General features: G+C 73.2%; 16 protein-coding genes. 14 read left to right on the top strand and 2 right to left on the bottom strand.

Going from position 1 to position 15,428, the window contains the following annotated elements; translation table 11 throughout:
• Positions 1–196 precede the first annotated feature (196 nt).
• The 5 genes from ACIQNG_RS29915 to ACIQNG_RS29895 all read left to right on the top strand — a co-directional run bounded on the left by ACIQNG_RS29915 (position 197) and on the right by ACIQNG_RS29895 (position 4,566).
• A complete protein-coding gene (locus tag ACIQNG_RS29915) occupies positions 197–448 on the top strand; it encodes a hypothetical protein (protein ID WP_401489489.1) in 252 nt (83 codons plus the stop codon).
• A gap of 206 nt (positions 449–654) precedes the next feature.
• Complete coding sequence (gene htpX, locus ACIQNG_RS29910) at positions 655–1,575, top strand: zinc metalloprotease HtpX (RefSeq protein ID WP_401426821.1); 921 nt, start codon at positions 655–657, stop codon at positions 1,573–1,575.
• 2 nt (positions 1,576–1,577) lie between these two features.
• Positions 1,578–2,165: a hypothetical protein gene (locus ACIQNG_RS29905; RefSeq protein WP_401489325.1), complete on the top strand. Its 588-nt coding sequence runs from the start codon at positions 1,578–1,580 to the stop codon at positions 2,163–2,165.
• Between the two features lie 125 nt (positions 2,166–2,290).
• Positions 2,291–3,226: an alpha/beta hydrolase gene (locus tag ACIQNG_RS29900; RefSeq protein WP_401489323.1), complete on the top strand. Its 936-nt coding sequence runs from the start codon at positions 2,291–2,293 to the stop codon at positions 3,224–3,226.
• A 149-nt stretch (positions 3,227–3,375) separates the two neighbouring features.
• Positions 3,376–4,566, top strand: coding sequence for a winged helix DNA-binding domain-containing protein (locus ACIQNG_RS29895; RefSeq protein ID WP_401489321.1), 1,191 nt, complete (start codon positions 3,376–3,378; stop codon positions 4,564–4,566).
• 146 nt (positions 4,567–4,712) lie between these two features.
• Here the strand turns inward: ACIQNG_RS29895 and ACIQNG_RS29890 are convergent, their stop codons facing one another.
• Positions 4,713–5,027 (bottom strand): hypothetical protein, encoded by a 315-nt coding sequence (locus ACIQNG_RS29890; RefSeq protein WP_401489319.1) that lies wholly within the window; start codon positions 5,025–5,027, stop codon positions 4,713–4,715.
• A gap of 262 nt (positions 5,028–5,289) precedes the next feature.
• On the opposite strand from ACIQNG_RS29890, the gene ACIQNG_RS29885 reads away from it, so the two are divergent.
• Positions 5,290–5,652, top strand: coding sequence for an arsenate reductase family protein (locus ACIQNG_RS29885; RefSeq protein WP_401489317.1), 363 nt, complete (start codon positions 5,290–5,292; stop codon positions 5,650–5,652).
• A 134-nt stretch (positions 5,653–5,786) separates the two neighbouring features.
• Complete coding sequence (locus ACIQNG_RS29880; RefSeq protein WP_401489315.1) at positions 5,787–6,518, top strand: hypothetical protein; 732 nt, start codon at positions 5,787–5,789, stop codon at positions 6,516–6,518.
• Between the two features lie 76 nt (positions 6,519–6,594).
• Here ACIQNG_RS29880 and ACIQNG_RS29875 read toward each other — a convergent pair whose 3' ends face one another.
• Positions 6,595–7,461 (bottom strand): alpha/beta fold hydrolase, encoded by an 867-nt coding sequence (locus ACIQNG_RS29875; protein ID WP_401489313.1) that lies wholly within the window; start codon positions 7,459–7,461, stop codon positions 6,595–6,597.
• A 124-nt stretch (positions 7,462–7,585) separates the two neighbouring features.
• On the opposite strand from ACIQNG_RS29875, the gene ACIQNG_RS29870 reads away from it, so the two are divergent.
• The 7 genes from ACIQNG_RS29870 (at position 7,586) to ACIQNG_RS29840 (ending at position 15,273) form a co-directional block, all read left to right on the top strand.
• Positions 7,586–8,020: a MarR family transcriptional regulator gene (locus ACIQNG_RS29870; RefSeq protein ID WP_401489487.1), complete on the top strand. Its 435-nt coding sequence runs from the start codon at positions 7,586–7,588 to the stop codon at positions 8,018–8,020.
• 265 nt (positions 8,021–8,285) lie between these two features.
• The gene (gene glnII, locus ACIQNG_RS29865; RefSeq protein WP_401426803.1) at positions 8,286–9,314 is read left to right on the top strand and encodes a glutamine synthetase; all 1,029 of its coding nucleotides are present in this window, start codon (positions 8,286–8,288) and stop codon (positions 9,312–9,314) included.
• A gap of 408 nt (positions 9,315–9,722) precedes the next feature.
• On the top strand, positions 9,723–10,385 hold the full coding sequence (locus ACIQNG_RS29860) for a winged helix-turn-helix domain-containing protein (RefSeq protein WP_401489311.1): 663 nt from the start codon (positions 9,723–9,725) through the stop codon (positions 10,383–10,385).
• Positions 10,386–10,478: 93 nt separating this feature from the next.
• Positions 10,479–11,480: an SDR family oxidoreductase gene (locus ACIQNG_RS29855; protein ID WP_401489309.1), complete on the top strand. Its 1,002-nt coding sequence runs from the start codon at positions 10,479–10,481 to the stop codon at positions 11,478–11,480.
• A gap of 97 nt (positions 11,481–11,577) precedes the next feature.
• Positions 11,578–12,936 carry a sensor histidine kinase gene (locus ACIQNG_RS29850; RefSeq protein ID WP_401489308.1) on the top strand — a complete coding sequence of 453 codons (1,359 nt, stop codon included), beginning with the start codon at positions 11,578–11,580 and terminating at the stop codon, positions 12,934–12,936.
• A complete protein-coding gene (locus ACIQNG_RS29845) occupies positions 12,921–13,574 on the top strand; it encodes a response regulator (RefSeq protein ID WP_401426793.1) in 654 nt (217 codons plus the stop codon). The genes ACIQNG_RS29850 and ACIQNG_RS29845 overlap by 16 nt, the downstream gene beginning before the upstream one ends.
• Before the next feature lie 163 nt (positions 13,575–13,737).
• Positions 13,738–15,273, top strand: coding sequence for a DUF1996 domain-containing protein (locus ACIQNG_RS29840; protein ID WP_401489306.1), 1,536 nt, complete (start codon positions 13,738–13,740; stop codon positions 15,271–15,273).
• Positions 15,274–15,428: the final 155 nt, after the last annotated feature.

Genomic DNA, 15,428 nt, shown 5'->3' with positions numbered 1-15,428 from the left:
GGGTCGGGACGACCGGAGACGGGACGACCGGGGACGGGACGACCGGGGACGGGACGACCGGGGTCAGGATGGCCGGGGTCGGGACGACCTGGGTCAGGATGGCCCCGGGCCCGACGGCCTGGAGCCGGGGGTCGAGGAGTACGACCTGCGGTGGGCGGATGACGCCGAGCACAAGGAGCCGTCGGCGCGGGCGCGGATGCTGGCCGCCCGGTGGAAGGAGAATCCGCCGGGTCCGGTGCCGTTCCGGCCCGAGCCGGACGGACGGCGGCGGGCCCGTGGCCGGGGGAAGGGGCGGGGGAAGGGCTGGGGGCAGGGCCGGGCGCGCGGGCAGCGGCCCCGGCGGGGGCCCGGGGAGCGGCCGGCCTGGGTGTCGACCGTGATCATCCTCGGGAGCATCGCCGCGGTGATCCTGCTGCTCGGGTACATCGAGTTCCGGGCCCCTTTCTAGGCTCCGGGCTCCTTCGGCTCCTGTTTCCGGGCTCCGGGCCCCTTCCGGGCTCCGGCTTCCAGGCTCCGGGCCCCTTTCCGGGCTCCGGGCTGCTTTCCAGGCCCCGGCTTCCAGGCTCCGGGCTCGGGACTCGCGTACGGGGTGGTCAGGTGCACACTTGAAAGTGGGACGAGTGCCTGATCGTGAGCGAGTGCGGGGTGATACAGATGCAGAGTCGCTTCCGCAGCGACCGGCGACTGACCGTACGGATGTCGGTCACCATGTTCCTGCTCGGGCTGCTGTACGTGGCCTTCGTGGCCGCGTTGATCGTGCTGCTGAAGTCGTGGGTGCTGGCCGTGGTCGTCGTGGCCGCGCTGATGGTGGCGCAGTACTGGTATTCGGACCGGATCGCGCTGTACGCGATGCGAGGCCGGATCGTGGAGCGTGAGGAGTATCCCGAGCTGCACGCGGTCGTGGACCGGCTCTGCGCCATGGCGGACATGCCGAAACCCACCGTCGCCGTGTCGGCCATGGACATGCCGAACGCATTCGCCACCGGCCGCAACCCCGACAACGCCGTGGTGTGTGTGACCACCGGGCTGCTGCGGCGGCTGGAGCCCGCCGAGCTGGAGGGGGTGCTGGCGCACGAGCTGTCGCACGTCGCGCACAAGGACGTGGCCGTGATCACCATCGCCTCCTTCCTCGGTGTGCTCGCCGGGCTGGTCGTACGGTTCACGCTCTACTCCCAGATGTTCGGCGGCGCCCGCCGGGACCAGAACACCGCGATGATCTTCGCCGCGGTGATGGGTGTCTCGGCCGCCGTGTACGCGATCAGCTTCCTGCTGATCAGGGCGCTGTCCCGGTACCGCGAGCTGGCCGCGGACCGGGCGGCGGCGCTGCTGACCGGCCGGCCCTCCGCGCTGGCCTCCGCCCTCACCAAGGTGGACGGCACCATCGCCCGTATCCCGACCAAGGATCTGCGGACGGTCCAGGCGTTCAACGCCTTCTACTTCACCCCGGCGTTCGGCACCGAGCCCGGACTGGCCAAGCTGTTCTCCACCCACCCCACCCTGGAGCAGCGGCTGGAGCAGCTGGGTCGGATCTCCACCGAGCTGGGTGAGCCCGCGCTGCCCGGGAACGCGAGGTGAGCATGGGGCTGCTGGACATCCTGCTGGGCCGCAGCAAGCCGGTACGGCCCGATCTCGACCAGTTGTTCGCCCTGCCGTCGGCGGCCGTCACCCTGGAGGCCGCCGCCGGCTTCACCGCGACCGGACAGGGCGCGGTGTGCTTCGCCACCGTCGAGGGCGAGGCGTTCGAGCAGACCCACCGCGAGGTGCAGGCCCTGCTGGACGCCGACGCCGAGCGCGCCGACTCCCCCGTGAAGCTGGTGCGCGACAGGTTCGGCTACTCGTGGCTGATCTCCCGCCGTACCCCCGACCAGCTTCCGGAGCTGGTCAACGACCTGCACGCGGTCAACTCGACCATGGAGTCCAACGGCTTCGGCCCCCAGCTGCTCTGCTCGCTCGCGGGCTTCGAACGCCGTAGCGACGGCAGAGGGCTGGCCCTCGTCTATCTCTACAAGCGCGGCACGTTCTACCCCTTCGCGCCGCTGCCCGGCACGGAGCGGCGGGACAGTCCGCTGGAGTTGCAGATGAAGTCGGTGCTCGCCGACGATCTGCGGATCGAGCCGGACCTGGGCCGCTGGTTCCCGCTGTGGGGAGCGCCCGGCCTCCAGTGACCCGCCCGTCCCGAACCTGACCCGAACCAGACCCGAGCGACCCGAGCGACCGACCTGGTCCGACCGTCCCACCCGCCCCACCCCGCCCGACCGGCCCCGCCTTCCCGGGCGGGAAGAATGGCCGTATGACCGAACTCTCCCCCTCCCACCCCGACTTCTCCCGCCCCGACCTCCCCCAGCGCGACTTCTTCTACGACGTCCCGGGCGCACCCGGCGGTGGAACCGAGCGGCTCGCCGTCACCCACGTCGCGCCGCGGACGCCGTACGTCCCCCGGCGACCCGACACCCCGCGCCCCGCCCCGGCCGCCGAGGCCGCCCCGGCCGCTCCCACCGCCGTCCTTCTGCACGGCGCCGGCGGCGGCAGCAAGGAGCGGTTGCGACCGCTGCTCGCGGAGTTCGCGGCACAGGGCTGCGGCGCGCTGGCGCTCGACTTCTCGGGGCACGGCGAGAGCAGCGGGGCACTGCCGGAACTGAGTCTGCGGCGCCGGTACGAGCAGGCGGTGGGGGTGATCGACGGGCAGGTGGCGGCGGACACACCGCTGGTGCTGGTCGGTTTCAGCATGAGCGGCCAGACGGCCGCCGACCTCGCCCGGCACTACGGCGACCGGGTCGCGGCCCTCGCCCTGTGCGCCCCGGCGGTCTACCCGGCCGAGGCGTGGGACCTGCCGTTCGGGGCCGGGGACGGCCGTTTCTCGCAGCTCATCCGGACGCCGGACCGCTGGCGGGACTCCCCCGCGCTGGACGCGCTGCGCGCCTTCGCGGGCCGGGCGGTGCTGGTCGTACCGGGAACGGACGAGATCATCCCGGCGGCCGTCACCGAGGCGGTCCAGGACGCGCTGACGGCCCGCGCCCGGTACACCCGCGTCGCGCTCCCCGACGCCGATCACTTCCTGGGCCTCTGGTTCCGCGACCGCGCCGACTCCCGCCGGGACCTGGTGACCACCCTGCTGGACGGGGACGGGGACGGGGACGGGGACAGGGACAGGGACAGGGACAGGGACAGGGACGGGGACAGCGACAGCGACGGGGACGGCGGTCGGACCGCCGCACGGGGCCGCTGACGCGGGAGGCGCCGCCGCCCTGGGCTGCTGCTTGCGCAGCGGTGCTGACCTGCGGAGACGTCGTCGGCCGGGCCGATTGTCAGTGGGGTCGGTGATGATGGGGAGCAAGGTCGGGGACGGAGCGGGCGGCCGGGCGAGGGGAGGCCGGGATGGGTGAGGGGGCACGGACGCGCTACGTCGGCGCGGACGAGCGGCGGTCGCGGCTGGCGCTGCGGCAGCGGCTGGCACCGCAGGCGCGGGCGAGGACTCCGGAGGAGGTGGCGCGGGCGCTGGTGGCTCTGCACGGATCGGATCCGGCGACGGTGTATCTGGCGGTGGGCGCCCGCCTCGTGGACCCGGCGGCGACGGTGGCGGAGACCGAGCGGGCGCTGTACACGGACAGATCCCTGGTCCGGATGCACGGCATGCGGCGCACGGTGTTCGTGTTCCCGTCGGAGCTGACCGCCGTGGTGCACGCCTCCACGAGCCTCGCGGTCGCCGAGCGGGAGCGGGCGGGGCTGCTCCAGCAGATGGCGGCGGCCGGGGCGCCGGACGCGGTCTGGCTGAAGGCGGTGGAGGAGTCCACGCTGGCCGCGCTGGAGCGGCGCGGACAGGCGACGGCGGTGGAACTGGCGCAGGACGAGCCGAGACTGAGGGAGCGGTTCCTCTACGGCGCGGGGAAGAGCTACGAAGGGCTGCACACCGTCTCGACCCGGCTGCTGACGGTGCTCGGCCTGGAGGGCAAGGTCGTCCGGGGCAGACCGCTCGGCTCCTGGACGTCGTCGCAGTTCCGCTGGGCGCCCGCGCCCCGGCATCCGGAACTGGACATCGCCGAGGCGCAGGCCGCGCTGCTGGACCGGCGGCTGACGGCCTGCGGTCCGGCGACCGAGGCGGACCTCAAGTGGTGGACGGGCTGGAAGGTGACGGAGGTACGGCGGGCCCTGCGGGCGATCGGCGCGCGGGAGGTGCGGCTGGAGGAGGGCACGGGCTGGGTGTCCGCGGGGGACACCGACGCGGTGACCGACCCCGGGGAGCCCTGGGCCGCGCTGCTGCCCGCGCTCGACCCGACGGCGATGGGCTGGCAGCACCGTGACTGGTTCCTCTCCCCCGAGGTGCGCCCGGCCCTCTTCGACCGCAGCGGCAATGTGGGCCCGACGGTGTGGTGGAACGGCCGGGTGGTCGGCGGCTGGGCGCAGCGCCCGGACGGCCGGATCGTCTGGCGTCTGCTGGACCGCGCCGGGGTCGGCGACGAGGCCGAGCGGGCGATCGAGGCAGAGGCCGGGAGACTGCGCGGCTGGGTGGGCGCCACCCGGGTCACCCCGCGCTTCAGGACACCGCTGGAACGGGAGTTGTCGGCGTGAAGGGATCGACGTGAAGGGGTCGGTGTGAAGGGGTCGGTGTGAAGGGATCGACGTGAAGGGGTCGGTGTGAAGGGATCGGTGTGAGGGGGCGCGGGTGCCGGGTGCGCCGGTGAGGGCGGACGCACCCGGCGCCGGTGGGCCGGGGATCAGCGGTGGTAGCGCATGAACGCGCGCACCATGTGGCACGTCGTGGGGGACGGCGGGTGGACGCCGATCAGCTCGGCGGTGCTGCGGATCCTCTCGTCGCGGGCCTGGTCGGGCAGGTAGACGCCGGAGTCGAGCAGGGCGATGGCGAGGCGCATCGCCTTCAGCCGGCGGTTGTGCGTGATGTACCACTGGCGGGGCCGTCCCGGCGGCAACGGCCGCTTCGGCACGGGCTCGTACGGCAGCTCCAGCAGTACGGAGCGCTTCGCGGTGGACTGGGTCGGCAACGGCTTCGACTTCAGTGCGGCAGCGGGCACAGGCATCCTCCTGTCGCGAGGAAGGGCACCGCCGAAGGCCCTGACAGGCCCCCGCGATCCCCTCGAACACTTCCCCCATTCTACTGCCCCGCACTGACATTCAGGGAGACCGCACAGCACCGCGCGGCTCCGCAAAACGCCTGGTGGGCAGGGGAATTGCGGCCGTTCCCCGATGGGCTGCCGGGGCGGGTGCGACAGCGGCGGATATTCGAACAGGGCGTGGGTGGGCCGGGTGGCCGGGCGGGTCTCGTACCGTGGCTCCATGGAGATCTGGATCAACCCCGCCTGTTCCAAGTGCCGCAGCGCCGTGCAGATCCTCGACGCCGAGGGAGCCGAGTACACGGTCCGGCGCTATCTGGAGGACGTGCCCAGCGAGGCGGAGATCAGGGCCGTGCTGGACCGGCTCGGTCTCGAACCCTGGGACATCACCCGCACCCAGGAGGCCGCCGCCAAGGAACTGGGCCTGAAGGCGTGGGCCCGTGACGCCGGGACCCGTGACCGGTGGATCGCCGCGCTCGCCGCGCACCCCAAGCTGATCCAGCGCCCCCTCATCACCGCCGACGACGGCACCGCCGTGGTGGGCCGCAGCGAGGAGGCCGTACGGGACGCGCTCTCCCGGCGCTGACCCGCGAGGGTCGGACGGGAGCCAAGTCCCCTGTGACACGGGGTGCTTGAGGCTGCTCGGGTGACAGCTGAGCAAACCTCGCCGGAGATCTCGTACTTAGCGGCGTACGCTCCCCGACCGCTCAGGAGGCGCGCATGTCGCGCAGGAGAACGCTCAGTACGAGGAAGAGGATCGCGCTGCTGGTGAGCGCGGCGGCCGTGGCCGGTGGCGGGGCCTTCGCGCTGGCGGCCACCTCCAACGCCACCCCGTCGCCGACCGGCGCCGCCCGGTCCCCTGCCGACGCCGACTCGACCGTCTGTCAGGGGCTCGCGACCGCGCTCGGCAACAACCAGCGGTTCATCGCCGGCCAGCGGGCGGACCCGGACGCGCAGTCGGCGGCGCGGATCGCCAACCGTGAGGCGGTCGTCGCCGAGATCGAGCGCGGGCAGAAGGCGTCGGGATGCCGGGTCGGGGAGTCCGACCAGGGCTCCGGGACCGCACCGCCCACCGGGACCGCACCGCCCACCGAGACCGCGCCGCCCGCCGCCGAGACCCCGCCGGGCGAGGCCGCCCCGCCCGGCGAGCAGGCACCCCCCGCCGAAGCGGCACCCCCGGCCGGAACGGTACCGCCCGCCCCCGGTGAGCAGGTCTGCGGCGGCTCCACCGTCACCCTGTCCGGCGAGGGCGGCGCACCGGCGGCCTCCAGCGATCGGTTCCCGGCGGGCACCCGGCTCACGGTGACCAACCTGGACAACGGCAAGTCCACGACGGTCGAGGTCACCTCGGTCTCCGGCAGTTGCGTCCTGCTCAACGACGCGGCGTTCGAGCAGGTCCGGGAGCCCGGGAAGTTCCTGATCCGCCGGGCGCTGATCGAGCGGGTGGGGTGAGGACCGGCCCCGCACCACCCCCACACCACCCCCGGATCGCCCGGATTCCCGGGCTCCCCCCGTTCCCCCCCTCGACTCAACGGGCTCCCCCGCCCAGGAATCCGACGAGGCGGTGGGTCAGTTCCGGGGGAGCCGCGTGCGGCAGGGCGTGATGGGAGACGCCGGGCAGTACGGCGGTCTCCCCGCGCGGCAGCACCGCGCCCGCCCGCGCCGCCACCCGCGCCGCGTCATGGGCCCTGCTGTTCCCGGCGAGGAGCAGCAGGACCGGCGGATCCAGCGCGCGCAGCGCCTCGGGGGCCGGGCGGGGCCCGGTCACCGGCCTGGCGGCGGGAAATCCGGCCGCCGCCTCCTGGAGGCCCAGCCAGTCGGGGTCCAGCCGCGCTCCCCCGGTCTCCCACTCCAGGAAGGCCCGCACCCGGCGCGGCGTGGGCCGCAGCAGCATCGGCAGCGCACGCAGCAGATAGGCCGGCCGGAAGCCCGCGAAGCACTGCGTCGGATCCAGCAGGGCCAGCCCGCTCACCCGGGCGGGCGCGTGCAGCGCGTAGTGCAGGGCCGTCCAGGCGCCGTACGAATGCCCGGCCAGGGCCGTGCGGGCCACCCCCAGGCCGGCGAACAGCGCGTCCAGCCAGGCCGTCAGGTCGGCGACCGCGCGGACGGGCCGTTCGGCCCGGACGGTGCTGCGGCCGGGGTCGCCGATGAGGTCCGGCGCGTAGACGCGGTGGGTCTTCCCCAGTTCGCCCGCCTGCGCGAACCAGGACGCCGCGGTCGCGCGCCCGCCCGGCAGCAGCACCAGCGGCGGGGCGTCCCGCGGGCCGACGACATGGACGTAGGTCGTCCCGAAGGGGGTGTCGACCTCCAGCGCCCGCCGCCCCGGGGGCCATCGGGCGATGACCTTGTCGTAGGCGCGCAGGAAACGGTCCCGGTCGAAGTCGTCGGCGCTCATCGTGTTCGCGCTCCCCTATCATCTCGTTCAGCGAGATTGTCGTAGAGCGAGATAATAGAGGGGAAGGGCGGCCGTGGCGAGGCACGAGGAGAAGCGGAAGGACCCGCCGGAACCGGGCGAGTCGATGGAGATCGTGCACCTGCTGCGGGCCACCACCGTCGAACTGGGGCTGCACAGCACCCGGTTCGCGAGCCGCAACGGCATGCACGGCACGGACGTACGGGCCCTGATCGCGCTCATGGACGCCGCCCGCTCGGGGGAGGAGATGACCGCCGGACGGCTCGGGGCGGCGCTCGGGCTCAACTCGGCCGGGACGACCGCGCTGGTGGACCGGCTGGAGCGGGCCGGGCGGGTACGGCGGGTACGGGGCACCACCGACCGGCGCACGGTGGTCGTGGAGGTGGACGAGCGTGCCGTCGCATCGGGCCGGTCGTTCTTCGGGCCGCTGATCGAGCGGACGGTCGCCCTGTTCGACGGCTACGACGCCCGGGAACGGGCCGCGATCCGGGGGTTCCTGGAGGGCGTACGGGACGCGGCGGCGCAGCGGGAGGAGACCTGACCCCGGGGGCCGGAGGGGGCGCACGGGCGAACTGCGGTACGGCTCGTATGCGATGCGGACGACGGACCGCCCGGCACCGGTCCCGGGGCTCTCGGGGCGGCGCACCAAGTGCCGTGTGTCACGCGGGTCCTGGGTAACACGGGGTTCACATTCGGGCAACGGGCGGGAAATCGCCTGTTGACAAGCTGCCGGGAGCAACGGCGGCGCCCCGTGCCGCGGCACCGCATCCGCACGGCGCGCCCGGACCCATCGAAGGAAGAGACCCGTGACCTTCAAGGCTGAGTACATCTGGATCGACGGCACGGAGCCGACGGCCAAGCTGCGTTCAAAGACGAAGATCCTGGCCGACTCCGACAAGGGCGCCGCGCTGCCGATCTGGGGTTTCGACGGGTCCTCCACCAACCAGGCCAAGGGGCACGCCTCGGACTGTGTGCTCAACCCGGTCTTCAGCTGTCCCGACCCGATCCGCGGCGGTGACGACCTGCTGGTGCTGTGCGAGGTCCTCAACACGGACATGACCCCGCACGACTCCAACACCCGGGCCGCGCTGGCCGAGGTCGCCGAGCGGTTCGCCGGTCAGGAGCCGATCTTCGGTATCGAGCAGGAGTACACCTTCTTCGACGGCAACCGTCCGCTCGGCTTCCCCCAGGGCGGCTTCCCGGCCCCCCAGGGCGGCTACTACTGCGGTGTCGGCGCCGATGAGATCTTCGGCCGCGATGTCGTCGAGGCCCACCTGGACAACTGCCTGAAGGCCGGGCTCGGGCTGTCCGGCATCAACGCCGAGGTCATGCCCGGACAGTGGGAGTTCCAGGTCGGCCCGCTCGCCCCGCTGGAGGTCTCCGACCAGCTGTGGGTGGCCCGCTGGCTGCTCTACCGCACCGCCGAGGACTTCGAGGTCTCCGCCACCCTCGACCCCAAGCCGGTCAAGGGCGACTGGAACGGCGCGGGCGCGCACACCAACTTCTCCACCAAGGCGATGCGCGAGACGTACGACGCGATCATCACCGCCTGCGAGTCCCTCGGCGAGGGTTCCAAGCCGCTCGACCACGTCAAGAACTACGGCGCCGGTATCGACGACCGCCTCACCGGACTCCACGAGACCGCCCCGTGGGACAAGTTCTCGTACGGCGTCTCCGACCGCGGCGCCTCCGTGCGGATCCCGTGGCAGGTGGAGAAGGACGGCAAGGGCTACATCGAGGACCGCCGCCCCAACGCCAACGTCGACCCGTACGTGGTGACCCGGCTGCTCGTGGACACCTGCTGCACCGCGCTGGAGAAGGCCGGCCAGGTCTGACCCGGGGTCGGCGGTTCCTCCGCCGCGCCCCGTCCCTTCCCTCGTCTTCCTTCGTTCTCAGGAACTTCGAACGGGGCGTCCGCCTTCACGGTGGGCGCCCCGCACGTGTGTCCGGGCCCGGTCCCGGGTGTCCTGCTTTTCGGACGCGCGCTGTCCGAGCCGTGAGAGGGAGGGTTCCCCTGTGGAGGGCATCTGCTTCAATGGGGCCATGGCCAGATTCCCGAACCGCCGCGCTCACGGTCGCCACGACCTTGAGCCGTTCTGGCCGTCCCGTCAGCACGACGACTTCGACCGGGTGTGTTGCCGCGCGGAGACCGCGCCGGCCCTCTGACGCCGCTTCCCGGCCCCCGGCCTGCGCGACACGACGTACGTCCCCGACGGACCTCTCGCGCGAAAGAGCTGACCCTCATGGCGAACCCCGCTCCTGTCTCCCGTTCCCTGTCCTCCGCCCCCCTCACCTCCGCCCCGCTCCCACCGGCCCCGCCGTCCGCCGGGTCCGGCAACCGGCACCGGCTGCGGGCCGTCGACCGGGACGAGGTGCTCGATCCGGCCGATCTGCTGCCGCCCGGCGCCACCTGGCTGCCCGCCCCGGCCCACGCGCTGCCCACCCTGCCGGGCCGGCCGCCCATGGTCGGCTATCTGCTGCTCGTCCCCGCGGACCAGCAGCCGCCGTTCCTGCCGGTGGCGGTGCCCGACCCGGCGGCTGCCGCGGCCGTGACGACCGCCACCCGGCCCGGGACGGCCGGTGGCCCCCCGGTGGCCACCGACGACGGTCCCGAGCCGCTCATCCGGATCGACTCCGTACGGCGCACCGCCCTGGTCGACGGGGCGGAACTGGACCTGACCTACCTGGAGTTCGAACTGCTGGCCCATCTCGTCACCCATCCGCACCGGGTGCACACCCGTGACCAGTTGGTCACCACGGTGTGGGGGTACGGCCATGTCGGCGACGGCCGGACCGTCGACGTCCATGTCGCCCGGCTCCGCCGCAAGCTGGGCGCCGAGCACCGCAAGTCGATCCAGACGGTGCGGCGGGTCGGCTACAAGTACACCCCGCCGACCGGGCACTGACCCACCGGACCCGGATCCGGCCCCTCTGCCCACGGCTCTGCCCACGGCGTAGCGCCGTTCCCTTCGGCCGCCCGGCCCGGCAGAGTCGGACCCATGAGACTTCTGATGCTGGGCGGTACGGAGTTCGTGGGGCGGGTCGTGGTGGAGGCCGCCCTCGGCCGGGGCTGGGAGGTGACGGTCTTCCACCGGGGACGGCACGCGCCCCCGGCTGGGGTGCGGTCGCTGCACGGCGACCGCACCGCGCCCGACGGGCTCGCCGCGCTCGCCGCCGACCCCGGTCCGTGGGACGCCGTGGTCGACACCTGGTCGGCCGCGCCCCGGGCGGTACGGGACACGGCGCGGCTGCTGCGGGGCCGCGCCGGGCGCTACGCGTATGTGTCGAGCGGCTCGGTGTACGCGTGGGCGCCGCCCGCCGGATTCACCGAGGACGCCCCGGTGGTGGAGGGGGCCTCGGCGGACGCGGAGCAGACCGACTACGCGCGCGACAAGCGGGGCGGTGAGCTTGCGGCCGTGGCGGAGTTCGGGGCGGCGGACGCGCTGCTGGTGCGCTCGGGGCTGATCCTGGGGCCGTACGAGAACATCGGGCGGCTGCCGTGGTGGCTGAACCGGATCGCCGCGGGCGGGCCGGTCCTGGCACCGGGCCCGCGTGACCTGCCGCTCCAGTTCATCGACGTACGCGATCTGGCGGGGTGGACGCTGGACGCGGTGGAGCGGGGGCTGGGCGGGCCGTACAACCTGATCTCGCCGCCGGGGCACACCACCATGGGCAAGCTCCTCGACGCGTGCGTGGCGGCGACGGGTTCGACGGCCGAGCTGCGCTGGACCGACCCGGAGACCGTGCTGGCGGCCGGGATCGAACCGTGGTCCCAGCTGCCCGTGTGGGCGCCGCCGGGCACCGAGATGCACGGCGCCCTGCACGGCGGTGATGTCTCGCGGGCGCTGGCGGCGGGGCTGACCTGCCGTCCGGCCGAGGAGACCGTCGAGGACACCTGGGCCTGGCTGCGCTCCCTGGGCGGTACGGCCCCGCAGCGCCCGGACCGCCCGGTGGTGGGACTGGCCCCGGAGGTGGAGGCGAAGGTGCTGGGACAGCGCTGACCCGGCGGCGCCGAGGTCCGGGGGTGTAGGTGGCACCACCCCCGGACCGGGCCTTCGCCCCCGTGTCCGGCGCGGTGGCCTCCGACAGACTGGGCGCATGGAGACAGGCGGCAGCCGCGCGGGAACGGGCGGCACAGGGCACGGCGGTGGACGCGCGGAGACAGGCGGCACAGGGCACGGCGGTGGACGCGGCGGTCACCGGACCGGCGCCGACGGATGGGCACGCACGGCACGGGAGCTGGCGCTGACCGCGGTACGGGGGCTGGCGGTGGCACTGATCGCGCTGCCCGGCGCGGTCGTCTGCCTCGTGCTGTCGGTGGTGTCCCTGGCGCTGATCCCGGTCGGGGTGGGCATCGTGACGACGCCGTACGTGCTGACCGGTGTGCGGGCCTTCGCGAACGCGCGGCGGGTGCTCGCCGCCGAGTGGGGTGGGGTGCGGATCCCGGCGGCGTACCGGCCGCTGCCCGTCGGCGCCAACCCGTGGGGCCGGACGTTCGGCATGCTCGGCGACCCGGCCACCTGGCGGGATCTGCGGTGGCTGCCGGTCGACATGGTCGCGGGGTTCGTCACCGGGCTGCTCGCGTTCGTGCTGGTGATGTACCCGCTGGAGGGGCCGCTGCTGGCCGTCGGGCTGTGGCGGGTCTTCCCCGACGGGTACTGGTACGGCTTCGTGCCGGTCGACAGTCAGCTCACCGCGTTCGCCGCCGCGGCGCTGGGCGTCGTCCTGTTCCTCGTCGCCGCCCGGCTCTCGCCGCTGCTGCTGCGCGCCCACTTCCGGATCGCCCGTGTCCTGCTCGCGCCCGGCGAGGGCGTACTCGCCGAGCGGGTGCGGGTGCTCACCGAGACCCGGCGGGACGCGGTGGACACCTCGGCGGCCGAACTGCGCCGGATCGAACGGGATCTGCACGACGGGGCGCAGGCCAGGCTGGTGGCCATGGGCATGGACCTGGGCACGGTGGAGGCGCTGATCGAGAAGGACCCGGCGAAGGCCAGGGAACTGCTCGCGCAGGCCCGCCGCTCCTCCGCCGACGCCCTGACCGAACTGCGGGACCTGGTGCGCGGCATCCATCCGCCGGTGCTGGCCGAACGCGGCCTGGGCGACGCGCTGCGGGCGCTGGCGCTGCGGATGCCGGTGACGACCGAGGTGGCGGTGGAGCTGCCGGGCCGGGCGGCGGAGCCGGTGGAGGCGGCGGCGTACTTCGCGGTCAGCGAGGTGCTCACCAACGCGGTCAAGCACGCGCGGGCCGACCGGGTCTGGCTGGACGTCCACCACGGGGACGGCATGCTGCGGCTCACGGTCACCGACAACGGCCGGGGCGGCGCGGCGACCGGCGCCGGGTCGGGCCTGGCGGGGGTGGAGCGGCGCCTGGGTACATTCGACGGCGTCCTGGCCGTCAGCTCGCCCGCCGGCGGTCCCACCATGGTCACCATGGAGATTCCGTGCGCGTTGTCCTAGCCGAAGACCTGTTCCTGCTGCGCGACGGACTGGTCCGGTTGCTGGAGGCCCATGACTTCGAGATCGCCGCGGCCGTGGAGAGCGGCCCGGAGCTGACCCGGGCGCTGGCCGAACTGGCGCCCGACGTGGCGGTGGTGGACGTACGGCTGCCGCCGACCCACACCGACGAGGGGCTCCAGTGCGCGCTGCGGGCCCGGCGGGAGCGGCCCGGGCTGCCGGTGCTGGTGCTGTCGCAGCACGTGGAGCAGTTGTACGCCCGTGAACTGCTGGCCGACGGTGCCGGCGCGGTGGGCTATCTGCTGAAGGACCGGGTGTTCGACGCGGCGCAGTTCGTGGACGCCGTACGACGTGTGGCGGAGGGCGGTACGGCGATGGATCCACAGGTCATCCAGCAACTGCTGAGCCGGCGCGCGGCGCACGACCGGCCACTGGGCCGGCTCACCCCGCGGGAGCTGGAGGTGCTGGAGCTGATGGCGCAGGGCCGGTCCAACGCGGCGATCGCGGAGCGGCTGGTGGTGACGGAACGGGCGATCGCCAAACACACCTCCAACATCTTCGCCAAATTGGGCCTTGAGGTCTCGGACGACGACAACCGGCGTGTTCTGGCCGTACTCGCCTATTTGGACCAGGGCCGCTGAGATCCCGCGCTGAGATCCCTTCCCGTACCGCGCTCCGTACGGGTTTTCCGGATCGATTCCCGTGACGGCTGAACACCTCTGAGGCGGGCCCCGTATCTGTGGGAGCCGCTTCACTCCTGTCGGGTGCCTCGATGCCGCCCCGCAAGGAAGTCAGAGGAGTTCCATGGGACGCAACACACGAAAACGCCGTACGCCGCTGGCCACCAGGGCCATTGCCGCATCGGTGGCCCTAGCGCTCGGTGGGGGCGGGCTGGTCTGGGCGAATTTCTATGCCTCGGCGCACGAGAGCGACAACGGCTGGAAGAACCGGACGAGAGCAGCCGCCGCGCAGGTGGCCACCATCGACTGCCCGGACGTGGGCCAGGAGCTGTCCGAGGTGCCGGCCGGGGCGCGGGGGGAGGTGGACGGCGAGCTGGCCTCGATGGACCAGCAGATCACCGAGGCGTACCAGCGGCTCGCGAGCACGCGTGACGCGCAGGCCAAGGACGGGAACTACGTCCGGAACGCCATCCTGCAACCGCTCCAGGACCGTCGGAAGGTACTGATCGACCGGATCAAGCGGGAGATCGACCGGGCCGGCGGCAACGCCACCGACCAGCTCGACGACCTGGCGGGCTGCACCGGGACCCCGCCGCAGCAGCCGCCACCCGGTGACGGAGGCGCCGGCGGAACCGGCGGGGACGGCGGAGGAGAAGGAACCGAGGGCGGAACCGAGGGCGCGAACGGCGGCGGAGACGGCGGCGGTCAGGAACCCGGCAATGGCGGTCAGGGCGGCAACGGCCCGGTCGCGGCCGACTTCCAGGACATCACCACCGTGCAGCCGGGCTCCCGGGATCTGCCCAACGGGCTGGCCGCCAACGGGCGGAGCGGTTCGCGGGGCACCTTCACCACCCGGTGCGGGACCAACTCCAACGACAACCACAACACGGACAACGTGATCGTGGCCCCGGGTGTCACCAACGGCGCCCACCATCTGCACGACTACGTCGGCAACCAGAGCAACGACGCCTTCGCCAGCGACCAGGACCTCGCGGGCGCCCGCACCACCTGCCGCAACCAGGGCGACCGCTCCTCCTACTTCTGGCCGGTGCTGCGTCTCCAGGACGGCACGCAGGACTTCGACCAGAACGACGCGGGCGGCGGCACCGAGGGCAACGTCGGCCGGATCCTGGAGCCCGCGCAGGCCCAGCTGAAGTTCACCGGCAACCGCAGGGGCCCGGTCGTCGCCATGCCGCAGGCGCTGCGCATCATCACCGGTGACGCCAAGGCGTTCGTCAACGGCCTCGCCAACGCCAACACCTCCTGGACCTGCACGGGCTTCGAGAACCGGCAGCTGACCGACAAGTACCCGCTGTGCCCCGAGGGCAGTGACGTGGTGCGGCTGTCCAAGTTCCAGAGCTGCTGGGACGGCCAGAACGTCGACAGCGCCAACCACCGTACGCACGTGGCGTTCGTCCGGGCCGACGGCACCTGCGCCAACGGCTTCAAGGCGATCCCGCAGCTCCAGGTGCGGCTGGTCTACGACGTGCCGGCCCCGTCGATCGAGAACGGGGTGGTGCAGAACCCGTTCGCCGTGGACACCTTCCCGGAACAGCTCCACAAACCGATCACCGACCACAATGATTTCATCAACTTCTTCTCCAAGAAATTGATGAAGCAGATGGTCAACTGCATCAACACGGGCAAGCGCTGCCAGTGACCTCGCGATAGCGGGCATCTGGAAGGGGAGGTGGGGGGGGGGGGGGGGGACCCCCCCCCCCCCCCCCCCCCCCCGGCCCCCCCCCCCCGGGCCGGGGGGCCCCCCCGCCCCGCCGGGGGGGTGCCCCCCCCCCCCGTGTCGCCCCCCGGGGGGCG

The organism is Streptomyces sp. NPDC091377, assembly GCF_044757045.1.
In the GTDB taxonomy this organism is placed as follows: Bacteria; Actinomycetota; Actinomycetes; order Streptomycetales; family Streptomycetaceae; genus Streptomyces.
Note: the sequence above shows the minus strand (reverse complement) of the source record. Positions and strands in the feature narration are given on the sequence as shown.

Excerpts from the sequence above, each read along its gene's own strand:
- ACIQNG_RS29900 (WP_401489323.1), top strand. The coding sequence starts at position 2,291 with ATGACCGAACTCTCCCCCTCCCACCCCGACTTCTCCCGCCCCGACCTC.
- ACIQNG_RS29905 (WP_401489325.1), top strand. The coding sequence starts at position 1,578 with ATGGGGCTGCTGGACATCCTGCTGGGCCGCAGCAAGCCGGTACGGCCC.
- ACIQNG_RS29850 (WP_401489308.1), top strand. The coding sequence starts at position 11,578 with ATGGAGACAGGCGGCAGCCGCGCGGGAACGGGCGGCACAGGGCACGGC.
- htpX (WP_401426821.1), top strand. The coding sequence starts at position 655 with ATGCAGAGTCGCTTCCGCAGCGACCGGCGACTGACCGTACGGATGTCG.
- ACIQNG_RS29855 (WP_401489309.1), top strand. The coding sequence starts at position 10,479 with ATGAGACTTCTGATGCTGGGCGGTACGGAGTTCGTGGGGCGGGTCGTG.
- ACIQNG_RS29870 (WP_401489487.1), top strand. The coding sequence starts at position 7,586 with ATGGAGATCGTGCACCTGCTGCGGGCCACCACCGTCGAACTGGGGCTG.
- ACIQNG_RS29880 (WP_401489315.1), top strand. The coding sequence starts at position 5,787 with ATGTCGCGCAGGAGAACGCTCAGTACGAGGAAGAGGATCGCGCTGCTG.
- ACIQNG_RS29840 (WP_401489306.1), top strand. The coding sequence starts at position 13,738 with ATGGGACGCAACACACGAAAACGCCGTACGCCGCTGGCCACCAGGGCC.
- ACIQNG_RS29895 (WP_401489321.1), top strand. The coding sequence starts at position 3,376 with ATGGGTGAGGGGGCACGGACGCGCTACGTCGGCGCGGACGAGCGGCGG.
- ACIQNG_RS29915 (WP_401489489.1), top strand. The coding sequence starts at position 197 with ATGCTGGCCGCCCGGTGGAAGGAGAATCCGCCGGGTCCGGTGCCGTTC.
- ACIQNG_RS29875 (WP_401489313.1), bottom strand. The coding sequence starts at position 7,461 with ATGAGCGCCGACGACTTCGACCGGGACCGTTTCCTGCGCGCCTACGAC.
- ACIQNG_RS29885 (WP_401489317.1), top strand. The coding sequence starts at position 5,290 with ATGGAGATCTGGATCAACCCCGCCTGTTCCAAGTGCCGCAGCGCCGTG.
- ACIQNG_RS29860 (WP_401489311.1), top strand. The coding sequence starts at position 9,723 with ATGGCGAACCCCGCTCCTGTCTCCCGTTCCCTGTCCTCCGCCCCCCTC.